The organism is Aliiroseovarius conchicola, assembly GCF_041403445.1.
In the GTDB taxonomy this organism is placed as follows: Bacteria; Pseudomonadota; Alphaproteobacteria; order Rhodobacterales; family Rhodobacteraceae; genus Aliiroseovarius; species Aliiroseovarius conchicola.
Map to the genome: position 1 here is coordinate 384,432 of NZ_JBGEHL010000002.1, position 21,279 is coordinate 405,710.

Consider the following 21,279-nt stretch of genomic DNA (forward strand, 5'->3'; position numbering starts at 1 on the left):
CTCAGACGGCTCGGCTGCCATCGGGTGCAAAGTAAAGGCACGCGTTGGCATCCATGTAGAAAGTGTGATTTTCGCCTATCTCATACGGGTGCGCCCCATGCGCCAGCGAGACCCAAGCGTGATCGTCAAATTCGAAATGCGCCGAGCTTTCAGAGCCGCTGAGCTCGGTCACAGCGATGCGACCTTCTAGCGGGACACGCGCGGCGGCGCTTGGATGCGGTACTATGTGATTGGGGCGCACGGCGACGGTGTAGGTTCCGTCTGTCAAACCCTGTGTTTCAGGGTTGGCAGGCCAACTCACCCGCCCCATTTCAAATGTGTCGCCTCGTTTCGTCACAGACGCATAGTTAATCGGTGGATCAGAAAATATGCGCGCGGCAGCCAAAGTCGCGGGTGCCCGGTAGATGTCCGCAGTCGGGCCGAATTGGGCGACGACACCGTCGTTCATAAGGGCCGTTTGACCGCCCAACAAAAGCGCCTCTTCCGGCTCAGACGTGGCATAAACAACGACCGCACCGCGACCCGCAAAAAGCTCGGGCAGTAGTTCACGCAGTTCTTCGCGCAGCTTGTAGTCAAGGTTGGCCAATGGTTCATCCAGGAACACCACCTGACTGTCCTTGGCAATCGCGCGCGCCAGCGCGCAGCGTTGTTGTTGGCCGCCTGACAATTCGTGCGGGCGGCGATGCAGCATCGGACGCAGCTTTAGTATGTCGGCGGCCTCTTCCACGCGGCCTTGAATTTCGGATTTCGCCAGTCCAGCCACTTTCAGCGGCGAGGCGATGTTGTCGTAAACCGTCATATGGGGGTAATTGACAAAAAACTGGTGCACCAAGCTGATCTTGCGCTTTTGCGTCGACAGTTTCGTCACATCCGCGCCGTCCATCAGAACCTGACCCGAGGCAATAGGGTCCAACCCAGCCATCATCTTGATCAGAGAGGTCTTACCGGCTCCGGTTTGCCCTAGCAGGACATTGAAATGTCCTTTGTCCAACGTCAGGCTGGTGGGTTTGATATGCGTCACCCCTTGCACCACCTTGGTGATATCTTTCAGCACAAGTGCCATCATTCGTCCTTGATTGAATAAGCGCCAGAGGGCGGACAGGGAGGCTGAGGCCTGTTAAGGCCCCAGCCATTGTCAGGTCACGAGGTAAGGACCCCGTGACACGGGAGAAGCTTACTGGTCGTTCCAGCGTTTGACCAATTCGTCATAGTTGACGGTCTGACCTTGTGGCTTTTCATTCGCCAGCTTCGGCTTGGCACCACCGTTGGCGTACCACCAGTCTGCGTCCTTCTCTTCGTTCAGACGTGGGCCGCAACCGCCATAGACGTTCTGTGCCTCATCAGCGCGCTGCATCCGGGCCATGGTGATGTCCATCTCTTCGGCCAGACGATCCATCGCTTCTTGCGGTGTAAAGGCGCCCGAGTTCACGTCACCGATCTGCTGCCACCAGATTTGGGCCAGCTTCGGATAGTCAGGTACGTTCACACCGGTTGGCGACCACGCTACGCGGTCAGGTGAACGGTAGAACTCGACCAGACCACCAAGTTTTGGGGCGCGTTCGGTGAAGCTTTCGTGGTTCACCGTGCTGTCGCGCGCGAACGTCAGACCAACTTGCGACTTCTTCACATCCACTGTTTTCGAGGTCACGAACTGTGCATAGAGCCAAGCGGCCTGCGCGCGATCCGATGGTGTCGACTTCAGGAAAGTCCAAGACCCAACATCTTGGTATCCGACCTTCTGGCCTTCTTCCCAATATGGGCCGTGCGGGCTTGGCGCCATACGCCACAGCGGATTTCCGTCGTCATCCACCGTGTTGTTGCCTTCTGACTTCGGCTTCACCATGTCGGCCGTAAACGCTGTGTACCAGAAGATTTGCTGGGCCACGTTGCCTTGTGCCAAAGCGGGTAGCGACTGATAGAAGTCATAGCTCGCCGCGCCCGGAGGGGCGTAGTTACGCAGCCATTCGTCCCACTTGCGGATCGCATAAACCGCTGCCGGGCCGTTGGCAGCACCACCACGGGTGACACTTGCACCTTGTGGGTTACAGGTTCCGCCTTCCATGCGGATACCCCATTCGTCGATCGGCACACCGTTCGGTTCGCCTTTGGACCCAGTGCCCGCCATGGACAGCCAGGCATCGGTCATCCGCCAGCCAAGGTCAGGCGCACGTTTGCCGTAGTCCATGTGACCATAGATATCGACGCCGTCGATGTTCTTAACATCGTCCGAGAAGAACTCAGCGATATCCTCATACGCCGACCAGTTAACCGGCACACCAAGCTCGTAGCCGTACTTTTCTTTGAAAGCGGCTTTCAGATCCTCACGGTCGAACCAGTCTTTGCGGAACCAGTAAAGGTTGGCGAACTGCTGGTCGGGCAGCTGATAAATATCGCCATCCGGACCGGTGGTGAACTGAATGCCCATAAAGTCAGCAAGGTCGAGCGTTGGCGACGTGGTTGCCGCCCAATCACCAGACATCTGATCTGTCAGGTTATAGGCCAATTGCAGGCGCGAGTGCGTACCAATCAAGTCGGAATCGTTCACGTAGCCATCATAAAGGTTCCGCTTGGTCTGCATCTGCGTCTGCACAGCTTGCACAACCTCGCCCTCACCCAGAATCTGGTGATTGACCTTGATGCCGGTGATTTCCTCAAACGCCTTGGCCAACACTTCTGACTCGTAGCTGTGCGTTGGAATGCCTTCAGAAAGCACGTTAATTTCCATGCCATCATAAGGTTTTGCCGCATCAATGAACCATTTCATCTCGGCCATTTGTTCGTCTTTGCTTAGCGACGAAGGCTGAAACTCGCTGTCAATCCAACGTGTCGCTGCCGCTTCGTCCGCATAAAGCGAATTTGTTCCCGCAATCACGGCAGTCGCCGCAACTGCAGACATAAGATACCTACGCATCTTGTCCTCCCAGTTTTTTCTTAAGCCGGCTCCCCGCCGGATATGTTACGTTTGCAAAGACGGTGCAAACAGTCAACTAATAAATTAGTAGGAACGTTCATTCGTCCCCTCTAACAAGGTTAAATACGCCGCATCCGCGAGGCCTAAAGCCGGCAATAACGGGCCGGCACTGCCGCGGGGGAAACCTATTTTCTCTTTATTATGAAAGCCTTAAATCCGCACCACGGGCACATCTCCATCGTTCACCAACAGCATAGCCACACGTCTAAGTGTTTGACGAATTCGGTCGATATGTGGACCTTCGTGACCAAGATCATTCAGCGCTCGATCCATAATCGCCAGCCAATTCTCAGCGTCTTCCTGAAAAATCGGGACGTGCTCGTGAATGAGTTTCACGTTCATATGGTGGTGCTTCTCTTTGTAGTATTGGCGACCTCCAAAGAACCCGCACATGAAATTGAATTGCTCAACCCGTGTTTGCGCGATGCCGTGCCCGTCCATATGTAAACGAACGATGTTCCGGCCCTCCGGGGTGCTTTCGACAAGATCATAGAAGTGCTCCACCAGTTCGTGCAGACCCTCCTCGCCGCCGATCTCCTCCAGGACGCTCATGATCTGGGTCGTTCTTTCTTGGGGTCGTAATGTGCAAAGGGCACGATCGTGGCCGGTAACCGTTTCTGATGCCCATCCAGCTTGCCGACTTCCAACTGCGTCCCGACCTCGGCATGAGCGACATCCACCCGCGCCAATGCTATGTTTTTGCTTAGCAATGGCGACCGCATCGAAGAGGTCACCTCTCCGATCTGCGCGCGTCCGATATGTAAACAATCACCATGATCAACGGCGACGTTGCTGTCGATATCCAAGCCGACAAGCTTTTTCATTGGATGTTCCTTGCGTCGGATCAATGCATCACGTCCGATAAAGTCATCCTCTTTGGACTTTAACGGAACCGTAAACCCGATCCCGGCTTCGAACGGGTCGGTTTGATCAGAAAAGTCGTAGCCTGCAAAAATCAAACCCGCCTCGATCCGGACCATGTCCAGAGCTTCAAGTCCCATCGGCTTCAAACCATGATCTTGCCCGGCCTCCCATATTGCATCAAAAATCTCTGAGGCATGTTTGGGATGACACATTACCTCGTAGCCCAGTTCCCCTGTGTATCCTGTGCGCGAGACAACGAAAGGCGTGCCACTTTCATTGTTCAGCCGTGCTGGCGTAAACCGGAACCATCCAAGTTGATCGAACTCCGGGTTATGCGGCGCTGTCCATACGATTTTGCGCAACAGATCGCGGCTTTCCGGCCCTTGAACGGCGACATTGTGCAATTGATCAGTCGACGACCGCACCAGTACCTTCAACCCAAGTTTTTCGGCCTGCTCGCGGATCCATTCGCCACCATAGTCACTGCCACCAATCCAGCGGAAATTGTCCTTACCCAGCCGGAACACAGTTCCGTCGTCAATCATGCCGCCATGCTCGTAGCACATCGCGGTATAGACCACGCCTCCCACGGCGAGCGTCTTCATATTGCGAGTGAAAATATACTGGCACAGAGCTTCTGCGTCAGGACCGGTGATCTCGAACTTGCGCAGGGGTGACAGGTCCATGATCACGCTTTTTTGCCGGCACGCCCAGTATTCCTCGATCGGGCCGGCCTCGGCAAAGCAGTTGGCAAGCCAATAGCCATTATACTCGATAAAATTGCGCGTGTGTTTTGCAAAACTATCGTGAAATCCGGTTTGTTTGGTCATCTTTGCGTCCGCATCAGGGGTCGGTCGATACGCAACCGAGCGTTGGAATTTCTCTTCGCCCGAATAGGTGCGAACGTGGATATCTGTTGGGTTCCAGCCGTTGGCGGCTGTGGTGTCATCCGGGCAGGCCGAACTTACACACACGATATCGGTCAAAGCACGCAAGAGCACATAGTCGCCAGGTCGCGACCAAGGCTCGTCTGAATACATCACACCGTGTTCGTCTAAAAACGTGTTGAAGAAAAAATTGATGGCCATCCAACCCGGTCGACCAGTGACATTGAAGTCAGCCAGCGCGGCATTGAAATTGTCTGAACAATTTACATGCCCAGGATACCCGATATCATCGTAGTACTTTGCCGAACATGCCAGTGCGAATGCATCATGACGTCCACATGTATCCTGCACGACCTCGACCAACGGCAGCATTTCTTGATCATAGTACTTTGCGTGCAGTCCGGGCATCGGATAGGCATGACCCATCAATGTCCGCGTGGTCGTCACATCGAGCGCATGCTCGATCCCCTTATCAAGTTTTCGCGCAGAAAAGCATTCAAAATCAGTGCATTGCCTTCCGTCCACATCGAGGATTTGGATGTAATCACCGGCCTTAACAAAATAGGCCTCGGCGGTCTGGCTATGGACGCGAATGTCGGCCAAAGGGTCCGCCAACGGGTCCGGCAATTCAAACCGTGCAACCTGCTTTATCACAGTTCGCCTGACCCAAAGTGTTAACGGCGTGGCAGTGTCTTGCGCCTCATAATCCATTACACCCGTTGGGTTTGGATGGGGGGCCACGACAACGATTACGCCATCGCGTGTAGCGATAAACTCTTCTTCGGTCCCGGCAGGTGTAGCACTGTCAAACAGATGCACGGCCACACCCGACGATAGGTCAATATCGCGGGCCTCAAGTCCAATGCGCAATCCCCGAAGAGACTGATCATTCGTGCTGGCAAGGAGCCCCATCAACCCGCGCGCGGGGCCTTGTGCAGGTGCATCCAAAAGCCCGTTATCGGCCTTACCATCTGGCCCAGCACAAACGATCTCGCACGGCTGGCCGCCTTCAGTGTTGACCACCCTAACTTTGTCGCCCTGCTCCACCCGGACCAGAACCGCACCACAGCCTTCGACCGCATATCTTTCTGTACCTGGCGGCAAAGAAAATATACTCGGCTGCATAATGACGCTAGGTCTAGGCGGCCCAGGCACCACTTTTGCGATATTGTCGTCCAGCATCATGGCCTCCTTCGCAACAGATGGCGTTGCATGAGTGGAAACTTTGTTTAATGGTAAGAATAGTTCGGCCAATTCGAATCCGCAAGAAAAACAGCACCGGCCAGAGATGTATTTGCACATGTCCGAAGAACTGAGGTTCAAAACATGAATGCCATCACGCTTGGCCTTATTGCAGCATTGTGCTGGGGCATTCACGATGTGACAATTCGCAAACTCAGCCAATCCACACCATTGATGGCAACCTTGCTGGGTGTGCTGTCAATTGGTGCCATATTCCAGATCATCGCGATGGGAATCATTGGCGGAATCGAACCTGTACCGACAACCGCGATAATGTATTCGATGTCGGCGGGGGTCGCTTTCTTGTTTGGCAGTATGGCCCTTTATGGCGCGTTTCACCGAGGACCCGTGCGGATCGTTGCGCCTGTGATCGGAAGCTTTCCGATCCTGTCCGTTGCCTTCGCGAGTTTGGTGGGGGCGCAGGTCTCCTTAACCCAGCTGGGCGCGGTGTTATTAGTCGTCGCTGGGATTGCGATCGTGTCCGTATTCTCGCACGCAGAAGAGGATCACACACCTGCCAAGGGGCCGACGATTGCGCTGTCCGTTGTCGCGGCTATAGGGTTTGCGACCACGTTTGCACTGGGGCAAGAGGCCGCTCGAATTGCCCAAGACCTTCCCACAATCCTGATCACCCGTATGACAGGTGTGCTCTTGCTGGTACCTATATTGCTTGTACTTTCATTGCCCTTATGGCCCGGTCGGAAGGCCCTGCCCTATATTATCGTGTTGGGTATTCTCGACGGCATTGCACTGCTTTTGGTTTTGTCGGCGGGAAATTTGCCATCCGCGCACTATGCGTCGGTGGCCTCGTCAATATTCGGACTGATCACAATCATCCTTGCTTGGTTATTTCTGAAGGAAAAGATGACGCCGTCGCAATGGCTCGGGTGTATATTGGCCTTTGCAGGCATCGGGTACCTCGCGACCTAGTGTGTTCGGGAACGTGCAGCTAACACCAGATTATGAGACACTCTCGACAACCAACTGGTTTGGTCGCAAATCATTTATTGCACATCTATGTGCAATGATCGCCCCGCTCACCCGATCTTCATCAACGACACATCTTTTCTCGCACGCACCTGCGCAGGAGACACACCATATTGGTCGCGCACAGCGCGCGACAGCGTGCTGACCGATCCAAAGCCCGTGGCCACGGCAACCTCTGCCAATGGCAAGGGCGTCGCTTCGACCAGCGCCCACGCCTTTTTGGTCCTGAGTTGCTTGTAAAATTTGGCCGGAGACTGATCAAAGAATTCGCGGAAGATACGCTCCACCTGCCGCGAGGACATTCCAACCTCGCGGGTCAAAGACTGCATATCCAAGGGGTCGGTGATGTTATCTTCCATCACACGGATGACTTTGGTCACACGCGAATTCCAAAGTGATGTACTGGCCGCCAAATCTTTTGGTTGGTCCGCGTTGCTTTTTCGAATGGTCTCAAGAAGCAAAATATTGGCCAGTTCCGCGACGGCTAACGGATCCAGATAGGCCGAAATGATGCCCAATACGATTTCTATTGTGGAACCTGCGCCCGCGGCGGTAACCAGCCCGTCAGACACTTCGGCCAGATGGTCGGTGATTTTCGGATGATACCCGGCCTCGCGCAATGTCGCGGCATCCCGCCAATGGGTGGTCACATTCCCCTTGGGATTTTGGGTATTTTGAATATAGGCCGTTGCGGCATCGGAAAACAAAACCACCTTTCGCGATTGCCTTTGCGCTTGGCGCGCTCGCTTAAGCCACACGGCAGACGCACCACTGTCACCCCCAACAACAAACATGATGTCCGAGAAACCGTGCTCATCAATTGCCGGCTCTGCCCGGACAATCATCCCACCGCGCGCATCAACAAGCCCGGGCTGGTCGGAAATAAAGCGCCAATCAAAGGCCTTTTTCTGAAGCAGTTCATTTGCCTCACGGAGTGTTCGGGTGATACTGGATGTTTCAAGACTGTCGAAATCGGGACCGACGAAAATCTCGACCGTCACCGCGTCGCTGTCCACGATCTCTGCATGACCAGCCGAGCGCTTGGGCTTGAAGTTGGGTTGAAAACTTTGCATCTACCATCCTCCGCTTTGCCAGGCGGTCCTATCAAAGGTTATCCCGGAAAAATCAGAGCCTCCAGAGGTCTTTCATTTTACAGACAGCCGCTGTTTCTTCAAACGGCCCGTGAGCAAGGTACACATATTCCCACGCATAAATTTTTATTCATTTTGGGAAAAATACCAAACCTACGTTCCCTAGACAAGGATTGATGAGCACCGGCCACTCCTCATAGTGGCTCCAACACGGCTTGGACTTATGTTGCGTTCATTTGCCCATCATGAAAAGCTGAATATCGGCCACATTTGTTCCCGTCGCCCCAGTCGTCAAAAGATCACCCGCTAGATCGAGCGCTTTGTTGCTATCGTTGTTTCTGAGAAGGGCCGCCGCATCTTCGCCGCGCTCTGAAATGCGCTTGATCGTGTTTGCATCAACAATTCCACCTGCCGCGTGTGTGGGGCCATCCCGGCCATCCGTACCGCCACTCAGAAACACCCAATTTCCGGGCAGAGTCTCAGCCTTTAAGGCAACCCTCAGCGCAAGCTCCTGATTGCGCCCACCTTTCCCGTTTCCCGTCAACGTAACAGTCGTCTCACCGCCCCAAATAAGCACTTTTGGGCCTGTCCCGCGCATGGAATCGATAGTCGATAGAATACTGTTCGCCGCGTCATTTACGTCTCCACCCAGCTGTGCCGTGATTATACGAGGCGACAATCCGTCTGCCGCATCTGCGATAGCCTCCAAGCTGTGCGTATTCGAGCAAATGACACTATTAACAACGTCGATATCGGTTGTTTCCTTGTCCATACCCCCCGCAAGAACCACCTTCGCGCGCTCTGGCATTGCCTCCCAAACACCGCGCGATTTCAGGGTATCAATCGCCTCTTGTGCAGAACCCAAGGGCTTGGCCGTTGGACCGCTTGCGATGGCAGATGGATCATCGCCAATCACATCAGACAGGATCAAGGTCCGGATCTTGGCCGGAGACGCCAGCTGTGCAAGCCCCCCACCCTTCAGTTCCGAAAGGTTTTGACGGACGAGGTTGGTCTCGATGATATCAAAACCGTTCGCCAACAATATCTTGTTTACCTCTACTTTGTCCGCAAGCGTCATCCCCGTTTTGGGGGCCGGCAACAAAGCAGAACCGCCACCCGAAACAAGGCAAAGAACGTGATCATTCGGACCCGCGGAAGCCGCGAGTTCCTTTACCGCCATCCCAGCTTTCAGTCCGTTTTCGTCCGGCACCGGATGGGCCGCGGTGTAAACTTCACACCCTGGCAATTCGAACGCGTTCTCATAATTGGTGACTGCGATGGCTCGACACTTCTGCCCCGAAGGTACGCAGCTTAGCGCGGCTTTCATCATAGCCCCCGCCGCCTTGCCTATCGCAATAATATACTGCGTTCCTGCATTCAGGTCTGGCAAAGGTTGTTCCACCAATGCCCGAGATACGGCCTTCCCAGGGTCGGCCGCCCGCACCCCTTCTGTAAAAAGGGTGCGGGCAATATTTCTAAGCTTCACGTCGTCCATCACGCTGCAATTTGTTTGGCTTTCTCCACCAACACTTCTGCCTGACGGATCGAGGCATAGTCAATCAGTCGTCCATCCAGCGATACTGCGCCTTTGCCCGCCGCCTCGGCCTCGGCCATCGCTTTCAAGATGCGTTGCGCTTTTTCGACTTCCGCGTCCGAGGGGCTCATCACCTCGTTGGCCAAAGCAATCTGGCTGGGGTGTATGGCCCATTTGCCTTCGCACCCCAAAACCGCTGCACGGTAAGCAGCGGCTTTGTAGCCGTCAGGATCGGAAAAATCCCCGAATGGCCCGTCCACAGGCCGCAGTCCATTTGCACGAGCTGCAACCACCATATTGGCAATGGCCGAGTGCCACATATCCGACCAATGCACCTGCCGGCTTCCATCTTCGTCCGGGTCGGTCAGGACCGAATAATGCTCGTTCACGCCGCCGATAACAGTGGTGCGTGCACGCATGGAGGCGGCGTAGTCAGCGACCCCGAAATGAAGGCTTTCATTCCGCTTCGAAGCCCCTGCGATTTCGTTCACATTTTGCATGCCCAATGCGGTCTCGATTATGTGCTCAAATCCGATGCGTTTGGTCAGGCCCATTGCGTCTTCAACCTGGGTCACCAGCATGTCCACCGCATAGACATCCGCTGCCGTTCCAACCTTCGGAATCATGATCAAATCCAACCGTTCTCCGGCCTGCTCAATGACGTCAACCACGTCACGATACATGTAATGCGTGTCCAAACCGTTGATACGAATCGACATGGTTTTGGTGTTCCAATCGACCTCATTCAGCCCTTGAATGATGTTCTTACGGGCCTGTGCCTTCTCATCTGGCGCAACCGCATCCTCCAGATCCAAAAAGATCACATCGACATCTGATTGTGCCGCTTTTTCAAACATTTGCGGCTGGCTGCCGGGAACGGCCAACTCGCTGCGATTTAGACGGGCGGGTGCTTGTTCGATTGGGTGAAAACTCATGTCTGACCACTCCTTGTGCTTGGTCGGGTTGCGTGACGGACAGACAAAAGGGCGAAAAAAGCACAAGTCAAGTAATTTTATTGCGTGCAATGGTACACAATTGGAACTTTATTTCTGCGATCAATCGCCGCCAGGAAGTTGCGACGAATAGTAGAACGCAATCGCTTGGGCACGGTTCTTCACCGACAGTTTGTCATACAGGTTCGACAGGTGAAATTTGACCGTGTTAAGCGATATCCCCAGCTCTTCCGAAAGCTCCCGATTTGTGCGCCCAGTTGACAGGGCTTCCAGGATCAACCTTTCCTTCCTGCTCAGGCTTTGAATCGGGTCGGCTTGTAGCTCGCGAATGTCGACAAACGGGAAAACCATTTTTCCGGCCGCGACTTCGACACAGGTGCTCAACAGGTTTTCGACGTCCCCTGACCGCGACACAAATCCAGCCGCCCCCGCGCTCATCGCCAAACGCGGTAAATCGCGGATGTCTTCGCCATAGACGATCAGCTTCGGCGCGCTTTCGTGTTCGCGCAAAACCTCGATCAGTTTCGCGCCGCCCAGCACCGGCAGGTTCCAGTCGATAATCCCGATCTGAACGGGAACACGCATCACGGTGCCAAGAAAGCCTTCCGCTGTTGCAGACGTCGCAACCAACGAGAATCTCGGATCGCGTTCGAAAATCTCAGACATCGCAGATAAAACCAGCGGATTTGCGTCTGCCAGCATCACGTCAATGGGTCGATCAGTTTCGTTAAGCATCTAATTTCCTTACAGAAATACGAATAAACCACCCGTTTAGGTGGGGTATTTTCCGGCATACAGCCGCATACTTACCAATATGGGTAGGTTTTAAACCATGCTTTTAGATACCCAAAAGCACATCTAACGAATGTTGCCGATTTTCTCAAGGGCTGGCTTGCTGAATGACAAGCGTGAATTGATTCACCGACAGACCAACAGAGGAACGATCCATGACCGGCTCAAATTTCCCACAACTTGAAATTCCCAACACGCTGGCTGCCGGTCCCGGACCGGGCAACACCGACCCCCGAGTGCTTGAGCGATTTGCGTCGGCCGGGGTGGCGGACCACATGCAAGGCGACGTTCTGCGCGGCATAGTCGAATGCAAACACATGCTGCGCCAAATTTGGGGCACCCGGAATGCACACACGTTCGCGGTGGCCGGTACTGGGTGGAGCGCCCTCGACGCCATGTTTTCGGCGGTCCTACCCGGCGACACGGTCGTCGCTTTCGCAAATGGCACCTTTTCGGGGATCGACGCGCTTACCCTGCGTATCAAGGCCTCGACCCGCGAGGAGTTGGTCGCTGATCCAATGAATCCTTCGCCCGCCTCGGTCATCGTCATCGACATTCCCCACGGGACATCAGTCGACGCACATACGGTCGACAAAGCGCTTGCCGAACACAAGCCCAAATGGGCGTTCATGGCGCATTGGGAAACCGGGTCAGGGCGGATCAACGACCTTCAGGGTTTTTCGGATGCTTGCCAACGCCATGGTGCTATGGGTCTGATCGATGCGGTATCCTCGCTGGGGGTCGACGACTTTTCGATCGATGACTATCCGGGTGTGGTTGGCTGGGCCTCTTGCCCCCAGAAAGGAATTTGCTGCTTGCCGCTGACCTATGCCCCCGTCAGCTTCACCGATGCATACATCGAAATTTTGAAGACAAACGGCGCTTACACCTATGCGCAACATCCAATCTTCGAAGCCCGCCACTGGGGCATCGTCGACGGGCAAGATATCGAGAAAGGCACGTATCATAGAACTCATTCAGGTTACGCGGTGGCAGCGTTCCACGAAGCCCTTCGGCTGACCCTTGAAGAGACTTTGGCCAAACGTTCCGACGCCTACCGCCTGCACGAAGAAGTCCTGCGCGAAGCCGTGATCGCCATGGGATGTGAAGTGACGTCGGACATGAAAAGCCTCGTTGTCCTTAACCTTCCAAAAGAACTTGCGGGACGCGAGATGGAGCTGGTCCAGAACTGTCGTGCTGACGGGTTTGGTATTTGGCCCACCCTCTCAGAGCCCGTTCAAGTGCGCATCGGCATCCTTAATCAACTTGACCGCGGGGCTATTCGCAAAATCACTTTGCTGTTCGCTGACGCCATCCGCGCGTTGGGTGGCAATGTGGATCAAGACGCGGTCGATGCCGTGCTGGACAGCCGCTACGGCACATCAATAGCCGCCGAATAAGGAGCGACCAGATGGATATTCACGAATACCAAGCCAAGGAATTGCTTTCCAATTTTGGCATCGCCGTCCCGCCCGGTGCGCTGGCCTACAGCCCCGAGCAAGCCGCCTATCGCGCACGTGAGTTGGGCGGCGACACCTGGGTCGTCAAGGCACAAGTCCACGCAGGCGGTCGCGGCAAAGTGGGTGGCGTCAAGGTCTGCAAGTCAGATCAAGAAATTCAGGACGCTTGCGAAAACATGTTCGGTCGCAAGCTTGTCACGCACCAAACCGGCCCTGAAGGCAAAGGCATATACCGCGTTTATGTCGAAAGCGGTGTGCAGATTGATCGCGAGATTTACCTTGGTTTTGTTCTGGATCGCACCAGCCAACGCGTGATGATTGTTGCATCCGGTGAAGGCGGTATGGAGATCGAGGACATCTCGGAAAACGAACCAGACTCAATTGTGCGCGCCATTGTTGAGCCCGCCGTCGGGCTGCAGGAGTTTCAGGCCCGAGAGATCGCATTTGCGCTGGGGCTTGACCCCGCCTTAAATGCCCAGATGGTGCGAACTCTTCAGGGGTGCTATCGCGCGTTTACCGAACTGGACGCCACAATGGTTGAGATCAACCCGCTTGTGGTCACTGGTGACAGTCGCATTCTGGCGCTCGACGCGAAGATGACGTTTGACGACAACGCCTTGTTTCGCCACCCGCAAATCAGTGAGCTACGTGACAAAAGCCAAGAAGACCCGCGTGAAAGCCGCGCGGCTGATCGCGGGCTGTCTTATGTCGGTCTGGAAGGCAATATCGGCTGCATCGTGAATGGTGCCGGCCTTGCCATGGCGACCATGGACACGATCAAATTGGCGGGTGGAGAGCCTGCAAACTTCTTGGATATCGGTGGAGGGGCAACACCAGAGCGCGTCGCTAAAGCGTTTCGATTGGTGATGTCGGACAACAACGTACAAGCCGTTCTGGTGAACATTTTCGCCGGGATCAACCGCTGCGATTGGGTCGCAGAAGGAGTGGTTTCCGCATTGAAAGAAGTACAAGTCGATGTCCCCGTAATCGTCCGTCTGGCCGGAACCAATGTCGACGAGGGGCAGAAGATCCTCGCGAAATCTGGCCTGCCTATCATTCGCGCCAACACCTTGATGGAAGCCGCAGAGCGCGCGGTTGGTGCATGGCAACAAGACCTGACTCAAGACACAAGAATGAGGGCTGTAAAATGAGCATCTATCTGGATCGAGATACGAAAGTCATTGTGCAAGGCATCACCGGCAAGATGGCCCGTTTTCACACCAAGGACATGATCCAATACGGAACCAATGTTGTGGGCGGCGTCGTTCCCGGCAAGGGCGGTGAAACCGTGGAAGGCGTACCTGTGTTTGACACCGTTAAGGACGCCGTTGCTGCGACCGGGGCGGAAGCCAGCTTGGTCTTTGTGCCCCCTCCTTTTGCCGCTGACAGTATTATGGAGGCTGCAGATGCAGGCATCCGGTACTGCGTTTGCATCACTGACGGCATCCCCGCGCAGGATATGATCCGGGTAAAGCGCTACATGTATCGCTATCCGAAAGAGCGTCGCATGGTTTTGACTGGTCCGAACTGTGCAGGCACGATCAGCCCCGGCAAAGCGCTGCTTGGCATCATGCCAGGCCACATTTACCTGCAAGGGAATGTCGGGATCATCGGTCGGTCGGGTACTTTGGGATATGAAGCGGCCGCTCAGCTGAAAGAACGCGGCATTGGCATATCTACATCCGTTGGTATTGGCGGAGATCCGATCAACGGATCCTCGTTCAAAGACATCCTTCAGCAGTTTCAAGACGATGAGGACACTGACCTGATCTGTATGATTGGTGAGATTGGCGGGCCGCAAGAAGCGGAAGCCGCTGAATATGTGCGCGAGCATGTGACCAAACCTGTGGTGGCTTACGTTGCAGGTCTGACCGCCCCTAAAGGTCGGACCATGGGCCACGCTGGTGCGATCATCTCGGCCTTTGGCGAGAGTGCGAGCGAGAAAGTTGAAATCCTTGAGGCGGCTGGCGTGACGGTGGCTGAAAACCCGGCCGTCATCGGCGAAACCATCGCCCGTGTGATGGAGGCCCACGTGCTGGAGGCGACGGCATGACGAAACCATCAGTTCTTGTCACACGGCGCTGGCCGGAAGCCGTCGAAGCACAACTGGCGTCAGACTATGAAGCGACGTTCAACACGTCGGACAAGCCTCTCACCCCTGCCGAGATACGCGACGCGATGAAGAATTTCGACGCCGTTCTACCGACCGTCACTGATACCGTCAGCGCCGAGGCTTTGGATGTGAAGCGCCCTCAAGCCAAAATCTTGGGCAACTATGGGGTTGGGTATTCGCATATCTGCGAAAAAGCTGCGCGCGACTTGAACCTGACGGTCACCAATACGCCCGATGTTCTAAGCGAGTGTACCGCGGACATTGCTATGACCCTTTTGTTAATGGCTGCACGACGCGCAGGCGAAGGTGAACGCGAGCTGCGTGCAGGTGCTTGGACCGGTTGGCGGCCAACACATCTGGTCGGCACGAAGGTCAGCGGCAAAACACTTGGAATCATCGGCTTTGGGCGCATCGGTCGCGAGATGGCGCGACGCGCGCATTTCGGGTTCGGGATGGACATCGTCGTTCAGAACCGCAGCAAGGTGGCCCCAGACATTCTGGCCGAGTATGGCGCGAGGCAAGTTGAATCAGTCGACGATCTTCTTCCGCTTTGCGACTTCATTTCGCTGCATTGCCCTGGGGGTGCCGAGAACCGGCATTTGATCGATGGACGCCGCATGGACTTAATGAAACCCAACGCGTTTCTCATCAACACGGCACGCGGTGAAGTCGTGAATGAACACGCTCTTATTCAGGCCCTCATGTTCAACACCATCGGCGGCGCCGCTTTGGATGTTTTCGACGGCGAGCCACAGATTTCCCCTGACCTATTACAATGCGACAATCTGGTGATGCTGCCGCATCTTGGCAGCGCCACCCGCGAGGCGCGCGAGCAGATGGGGTTCCGCGTGCTCGATAACCTTGATGATTTCTTTCATGGCCGTCCCCCAAGGGATCGCGTGATCTGATGCCATCGGCACAACCAAACCCGAAGCAGGCAGAGGTGGATCGCGAAAGCGACTACGCCGCAAACCTGCGGGACACGGTTGCGCAGCTATGGCGAAATGTTCTTCAACGTCGCGCCCCGCATGTTCTTGATTGGGTCGAAGTACCCAATGCGGAAGTTCCCCATGGGAACGCCGCAACGCCGTATCTGCAAGCGATGACCATTTGGTTCCAACTGTGCCGCATTGTTGATGAAAACTCTGAAATCAGGAAACGGCGCGGGCAAGAGAAAAAAGCGGGGACCGCCTCCGTTGCAGGAAGTTTTTCCCAAGCAGTTTCGTCTGCGGCCAGCACAGACAAAGCGCTTTTGTTAAAAGCAATTTCCGACTTGTCCGTTGGTCCCACCCTGACCGCACATCCAACGGAAGCCAAACGCGTCACTGTGCTTGAGATCCACCGACGCATCTATCGTTGCCTTGTTAAACTAGAGACAGACCGATGGACCGCTACTGAACGCTTTGCCCTTCTGCAAGATATCGAGAACGAGATTGAACTTCTCTGGCTTACGGGAGAATTGCGCCTTACTCGCCCCTCGCTTTCCGATGAAATCGACTGGGGGCTTCAGTTCTTTCGCGACAGTATCTTCGATGCAGTCCCGCAGGTGTACCAACGCTTTGAGGCTGCGACAGACATCCTATCGACCCAAACCACGCCATGTATCCGGTTTCACAGCTGGATCGGTGGCGACCGTGACGGCAACCCCAATGTGACCACGGACATGACGGCGCTCGCTCTTCGCCGCTCGCGGTCAGTGGTGTTAGCAGAGTATCTTGATCTTCTAAATGTAGCAGCTGCACAGATCAGCATCTCGGACCATATCTGCCCGCTGCCGACCAAGCATCGCGAGCGGTTGGCGACCATCATCAATGCAGTTCCCGCGTCCCCCCGCAACAACGACGAGACCCTTCGCAAGTCGATCGGAGCCATCAAAACCCGCTTGGAAATCAGCTCGTACGGCCATGTTCGGGATTTCATTGCAGATATCCAGGCCATCGAGGATGCTTTGATGGCGATCAACGCTACATCACTAGCAAAGGCGTTTATCCAACCGATCCGGTGGCGTGCCGAGGTCTTTGGTTTTCGTACCGTGACCTTGGATGTACGTCAGAATTCCACGGTCACGACCCGGGCCCTGTCCGAGATCTGGACCCACCAACAGCTGGACGAGATTGAATACGGAACTGCGGAGTGGTCTGCGCGGCTGCGCACGCAAATCTCGTCTCATGGTCTGCCTTTTATGAAGCGGGATCGGCTTTCTGATGAAACCAGCGAGCTTTTAAGCTTGTTGGAACTGATGCGCGACGTCTCAAGCGGTCCTGACCCAGATGCCATTGGCCCGTTTATCTTATCGATGACCCGATCTGCGGATGATCTTTTAGGCGTCTATCTTCTGGCCAGATATACGGGATTCGGAACAGAAACCTTGGCGATTAAGGTGGTTCCGTTATTCGAGACCATCGCGGACCTGCAAGCCGCGCCCGCGATACTAAAAGAGCTAATTGACGTTCCACTTGCCCGCCGAAGTCTGAAGACCGGCGGCAGCGCCATCGAAATTATGCTTGGATATTCCGACAGCAACAAGGACGGAGGCTTCCTAACCGCAACGTGGGAACTGGACCGTGCACAACGTAAAATCACCCGCAGCCTGGCGAATCTAGGGTTCAAGCCCTCGTTCTTTCATGGTCGGGGTGGCTCCGTTAGTCGCGGCGGTGCCCCCGCTGGTCGGGCGATTGCTGCACAGCCTGGGGGGACCGTCGCTGGTAGGATGAGGATCACCGAACAAGGCGAGGTAGTTTCAGCAAAATACGCCAACCGTGGGACGGCGGCAAACAACCTTGAGCTTCTGGCGGCCAGCGCCCTGACACATTCTTTGAAGCCACAGAAAGAGCCGATAGAACCAGAATTCGAGGACGCGTTTGATGCGTTATCCAACGTATCGCAAACGACTTATACATCCCTGCTGCATCAGGATGGGTTCATCGACTATTTCACGCAGGCAAGCCCGGTCGAGGAACTGGCTTTGCTTAGGATCGGCTCCCGCCCTGCCAAACGCTTCGGAGCGGCGGGTTTGTCAGACCTGCGGGCCATCCCATGGGTCTTCGCCTGGTCGCAAAACCGGCACCTGATCACCAATTGGTATGGTTTCGGAACGGCCATCGACACTTTCCGTAGGTTTCGTGGCTCGCAAGGAATCGACACGCTCCACCGGATGTTCCAGACCTCCAAACTGTTTCGGTTAGTTGTAGACGAGGTCGAGAAATCCCTGTTTCAAGCCGACATGACCATCGCCGAAGTCTATGCCGGCCTTGTGACCGATGCCGTCGCTCGTGATCAGGTATATGGCGCTGTTCGGCGGGAATACGACCAGACTTGCAATGCAGTACGGTTCTTGACGGGCGACCCCAGTATCGCTGACCGCTTTCCTAACCTGCGCAGACGGTTTGAACAACGCCGCACCGATCTGGATCGGATCAACAAGCTTCAAGTAAGATTGCTCCGCAACGCGCGTCAGGAACGAAAAGAGGGCGCGGTTTCGGTGCCTCTGCTTCAGTCGATCAACTCGATTTCGGCCGGGCTGGGTTGGACAGGCTAACACCACCGCAGTCTACAAACGAAAACGGCCTCTGAAAGAGGCTCGTTGTCGTCGTTTCACGTATGCGTTGCGATCCCCTGAGCCAAACAAAGGGACAATTTGTTAGATATCGAGCGTATTGTCCCGCTCCCACCGGCTGAAGTGAGATACGAAGGAGTTCCACTCCTCCATCTTCATCTTCAGATAGGCCGCGCTGAACTCTTCACCCATCGCTGCTTTCAGCGCCTTGTCCTTATCATACTCACGCAATGCATCCAGCATGTTTAGCGGCAGTTTTGGCGCCCCCTTAACCTTATGGCCATCAGCATACATATCAATGTCATGACGCTTGCCGGGGTCGGCCTTGGAACGGATGCCGGACAGACCCGCTGCGATGATGATCGCTTGTAAAAGGTACGGATTCACCGCCCCGTCTGGCAGGCGCAGTTCGAACCGGCCCGGACCCGGAACACGCACCATATGGGTACGGTTGTTGCCCGTCCATGTCACGGTATTCGGTGCCCATGTGGCCCCCGACATCGTGCGTGGCGCATTGATGCGTTTGTAGCTGTTGACCGTCGGGTTGGTGATCGCAGCCAGCGCGCTGGCGTGTTTCATGATCCCGCCAAGGAAGTGCTTACCGCGTTCAGAAAGGCCGACCTCTCCAGTTTGGCCATCACCTTCACCGGCAAAGACATTGGTTTTCGCCGCCGCGCCCGGCGCATCCCAGACTGAGATATGCGCGTGACATCCGTTGCCAGTCAGACCCTCGATTGGTTTGGGCATAAACGTCGCGCGGTAGCCGTGCTTTTCGGCGACCGTTTTCACCATGAACTTGAAGAAACTGTGCTTGTCAGCGGTGGCCAACGCATCATCGAATTCCCAGTTCATCTCCCACTGCCCATTGGCGTCCTCGTGGTCGTTTTGGTAGGGCAGCCAACCAAGTTCCAACATATAGTCGCTGATCTCGCGAATGACATCCAGACGGCGCATGAAGGCTTGTTGATCGTAACATGGCTTGGCGGCGGTATCGCTGGGATCGCTGATTTCCTGACCTGATGGTGTGAGTAGGAAGAACTCAGCCTCAATACCCGTTTTAACGTGCATCCCTTCATCGGCGGCCTCCGCAATCAAGCGACGCAGCACGTTGCGCGGCGCTTGAGCGACATCTTCGTCTTCCATCACACAATTGCCGGGCACCCAAGCAATCTCCTTGTTCCATGGAAGGATAATCACAGCCTCTGGATCAGGTACCGCAAGCATATCGGGATGCGCGGGTGTCAGGTCTAGCCAAGTGGCGAAACCCGCGAACCCTGCTCCGTCTTCCTGCATGTCTGCAATGGCCTGCGTCGGAACCAGCTTGGCGCGCTGGCCCCCGAATAGGTCCGTAAACGAGATCATGAAGTATTTTACACCGTTGTCTTTGGCAAATTTGGCAAGATCAGTCGTCATGTGTCTTTCCCTGTTCGTCAAATGATGAGGGCGCGTACCGCTTTGGTCGCGCCCTTCGTTTTAGTCGTTAGTAAGAAGTACCCGGTTTGCCGGGGTACCAATCAGTACCGGCCAGCGGAACCTTGGCCATCGCGGCGGCCTCCATCGTCAGAGCCACCAGATCTTCCGGTTCAAGATTGTGCATGTGGTTGTGGCCACAGGCCCGCGCAATGGTTTGTGCTTCTAGCGTCAAAACCTTCAAGTAGTTGCGCAACCGGCGCCCCCCTTCAATGGGGTCAAATCGCGCCATCAGCTCGGGCGTTTGCGTCGTGATGCCGGCTGGGTCTTGCCCTTCGTGCCAATCATCATAGGCACCATGGGTTGTTCCAAGCTTTTGGTATTCGTCTTCCCATTTCGGGTCGTTGTCACCCAATGCGATCAGCGCAGCGGTTCCGATGGCAACCGCATCCGCACCAAGCGCCAAGGCTTTCGCCACGTCGGCACCCGTACGAATGCCACCGGAGACAACCAGCTGAACCTCACGATGCAGTCCTTGATCCTGAAGCGCTTGAACGGCGGGCCGAATGCACGCCAATGTCGGCAGCCCGACATGTTCAATGAACACATCCTGCGTGGCGGCTGTACCGCCCTGCATACCGTCAAGAACCACTACGTCAGCACCGGCTTTAATGGCGAGCGTGGTGTCAAAATAGGGACGTGTGCCGCCGATCTTCACGTAGATGGGTTTCTCCCAATTCGTGATTTCGCGCAGTTCGAGGATTTTAATCTCCAGATCGTCGGGGCCCGTCCAGTCGGGGTGACGACAAGCTGACCGTTGGTCGATACCTTTGGGCAATGTCCGCATTTCAGCAACCCGGTCGCTGATCTTTTGGCCCAACAGCATACCGCCGCCTCCGGGCTTGGCACCCTGCCCGACCACAACTTCGATGGCGTCCGCCCGTCTAAGGTCATCTGGGTTCATACCGTAGCGCGACGGAAGGTACTGATAGACAAGCTTGCTTGAATGACCGCGTTCTTCTTCCGTCATCCCACCGTCGCCGGTGGTCGTTGATGTGCCAGCCGCCGAGGCTCCGCGCCCCAAGGCTTCCTTAGCCCCGCCCGACAGCGAGCCAAAGCTCATACCAGCGATTGTGACCGGGATATCCAGTTCGATCGGCTTCTTCGCAAAGCGCGTTCCCAGCGTCACCTTGGTCTCGCACTTCTCGCGATACCCTTCCAAAGGATAACGAGAGATCGAAGCGCCCAGAAACAACAGATCATCGAAATGCGGGACGCGGCGTTTTGCGCCCCCACCCCGGATGTCATAGATCCCTGTATCGGCCGCACGACGGATTTCGGCGTTGATCGGATTGCTGAATGTCGCTGATTGGATGGGCGCCGTCTGGGAGAAGAAGGGGCTTTTATCGTCTTTCATAC

At 55.4% G+C, this 21,279-nt stretch carries 16 protein-coding genes; 6 read left to right on the top strand and 10 right to left on the bottom strand.

Annotated features, from left to right (window positions below; all coding sequences use genetic code 11):
* Position 1 precedes the first annotated feature (1 nt).
* The 4 genes from V6N04_RS04770 to V6N04_RS04785 all read right to left on the bottom strand — a co-directional run bounded on the left by V6N04_RS04770 (position 2) and on the right by V6N04_RS04785 (position 5,904).
* A complete protein-coding gene (locus V6N04_RS04770) occupies positions 2 to 1,063 on the bottom strand; it encodes an ABC transporter ATP-binding protein (protein ID WP_371168989.1) in 1,062 nt (353 codons plus the stop codon).
* A 111-nt stretch (positions 1,064 to 1,174) separates the two neighbouring features.
* Entirely contained in the window at positions 1,175 to 2,911 is a 1,737-nt protein-coding gene (locus V6N04_RS04775; RefSeq protein WP_371168990.1) for an ABC transporter substrate-binding protein, read from the bottom strand.
* 210 nt (positions 2,912 to 3,121) lie between these two features.
* On the bottom strand, positions 3,122 to 3,523 hold the full coding sequence (locus V6N04_RS04780) for a globin domain-containing protein (RefSeq protein WP_371168991.1): 402 nt from the start codon (positions 3,521 to 3,523) through the stop codon (positions 3,122 to 3,124).
* A complete protein-coding gene (locus V6N04_RS04785; RefSeq protein ID WP_371168992.1) occupies positions 3,520 to 5,904 on the bottom strand; it encodes a trimethylamine N-oxide demethylase in 2,385 nt (794 codons plus the stop codon). The genes V6N04_RS04780 and V6N04_RS04785 overlap by 4 nt, the downstream gene beginning before the upstream one ends.
* Positions 5,905 to 6,048: 144 nt before the next feature.
* Between V6N04_RS04785 and V6N04_RS04790 the strand changes: the two genes are divergently transcribed.
* Positions 6,049 to 6,894: an EamA family transporter gene (locus tag V6N04_RS04790; protein ID WP_371168993.1), complete on the top strand. Its 846-nt coding sequence runs from the start codon at positions 6,049 to 6,051 to the stop codon at positions 6,892 to 6,894.
* 107 nt (positions 6,895 to 7,001) lie between these two features.
* Here V6N04_RS04790 and V6N04_RS04795 read toward each other — a convergent pair whose 3' ends face one another.
* From V6N04_RS04795 to V6N04_RS04810, 4 genes are all read right to left on the bottom strand, one after another.
* Positions 7,002 to 8,024 carry a GlxA family transcriptional regulator gene (locus tag V6N04_RS04795; RefSeq protein WP_371168994.1) on the bottom strand — a complete coding sequence of 341 codons (1,023 nt, stop codon included), beginning with the start codon at positions 8,022 to 8,024 and terminating at the stop codon, positions 7,002 to 7,004.
* A gap of 250 nt (positions 8,025 to 8,274) precedes the next feature.
* Positions 8,275 to 9,537, bottom strand: a complete 1,263-nt coding sequence (locus V6N04_RS04800) for a glycerate kinase type-2 family protein (protein WP_371168995.1) — start codon at positions 9,535 to 9,537, stop codon at positions 8,275 to 8,277.
* Positions 9,537 to 10,511, bottom strand: coding sequence for an HpcH/HpaI aldolase/citrate lyase family protein (locus V6N04_RS04805; RefSeq protein ID WP_371168996.1), 975 nt, complete (start codon positions 10,509 to 10,511; stop codon positions 9,537 to 9,539). The genes V6N04_RS04800 and V6N04_RS04805 overlap by 1 nt, the downstream gene beginning before the upstream one ends.
* A 120-nt stretch (positions 10,512 to 10,631) precedes the next feature.
* Positions 10,632 to 11,264 carry a response regulator transcription factor gene (locus V6N04_RS04810; protein ID WP_371168997.1) on the bottom strand — a complete coding sequence of 211 codons (633 nt, stop codon included), beginning with the start codon at positions 11,262 to 11,264 and terminating at the stop codon, positions 10,632 to 10,634.
* Positions 11,265 to 11,476: 212 nt separating this feature from the next.
* Here V6N04_RS04810 and V6N04_RS04815 point away from each other — a divergent pair, with 212 nt between their 5' ends.
* The 5 genes from V6N04_RS04815 to V6N04_RS04835 are packed head-to-tail and all read left to right on the top strand — an operon-like array spanning position 11,477 to position 18,432.
* Positions 11,477 to 12,721 carry a pyridoxal-phosphate-dependent aminotransferase family protein gene (locus V6N04_RS04815; RefSeq protein WP_371168998.1) on the top strand — a complete coding sequence of 415 codons (1,245 nt, stop codon included), beginning with the start codon at positions 11,477 to 11,479 and terminating at the stop codon, positions 12,719 to 12,721.
* Positions 12,722 to 12,732: 11 nt separating this feature from the next.
* Entirely contained in the window at positions 12,733 to 13,932 is a 1,200-nt protein-coding gene (locus tag V6N04_RS04820; RefSeq protein WP_371168999.1) for a malate--CoA ligase subunit beta, read from the top strand.
* Positions 13,929 to 14,834 (top strand): succinate--CoA ligase subunit alpha, encoded by a 906-nt coding sequence (gene sucD, locus V6N04_RS04825; protein WP_371169000.1) that lies wholly within the window; start codon positions 13,929 to 13,931, stop codon positions 14,832 to 14,834. Before V6N04_RS04820 ends, sucD begins: the two co-directional genes overlap by 4 nt.
* The gene (locus V6N04_RS04830) at positions 14,831 to 15,802 is read left to right on the top strand and encodes a 2-hydroxyacid dehydrogenase (RefSeq protein WP_371169001.1); all 972 of its coding nucleotides are present in this window, start codon (positions 14,831 to 14,833) and stop codon (positions 15,800 to 15,802) included. The genes sucD and V6N04_RS04830 overlap by 4 nt, the downstream gene beginning before the upstream one ends.
* On the top strand, positions 15,802 to 18,432 hold the full coding sequence (locus V6N04_RS04835) for a phosphoenolpyruvate carboxylase (RefSeq protein ID WP_371169002.1): 2,631 nt from the start codon (positions 15,802 to 15,804) through the stop codon (positions 18,430 to 18,432). Before V6N04_RS04830 ends, V6N04_RS04835 begins: the two co-directional genes overlap by 1 nt.
* Before the next feature lie 102 nt (positions 18,433 to 18,534).
* Here the strand turns inward: V6N04_RS04835 and glnT are convergent, their stop codons facing one another.
* Together glnT and V6N04_RS04845 are read right to left on the bottom strand one after the other, a co-directional pair.
* A complete protein-coding gene (glnT, locus tag V6N04_RS04840; protein WP_371169003.1) occupies positions 18,535 to 19,863 on the bottom strand; it encodes a type III glutamate--ammonia ligase in 1,329 nt (442 codons plus the stop codon).
* 67 nt (positions 19,864 to 19,930) lie between these two features.
* Positions 19,931 to 21,277, bottom strand: a complete 1,347-nt coding sequence (locus V6N04_RS04845) for an FMN-binding glutamate synthase family protein (RefSeq protein ID WP_371169004.1) — start codon at positions 21,275 to 21,277, stop codon at positions 19,931 to 19,933.
* Positions 21,278 to 21,279 lie beyond the last annotated feature (2 nt).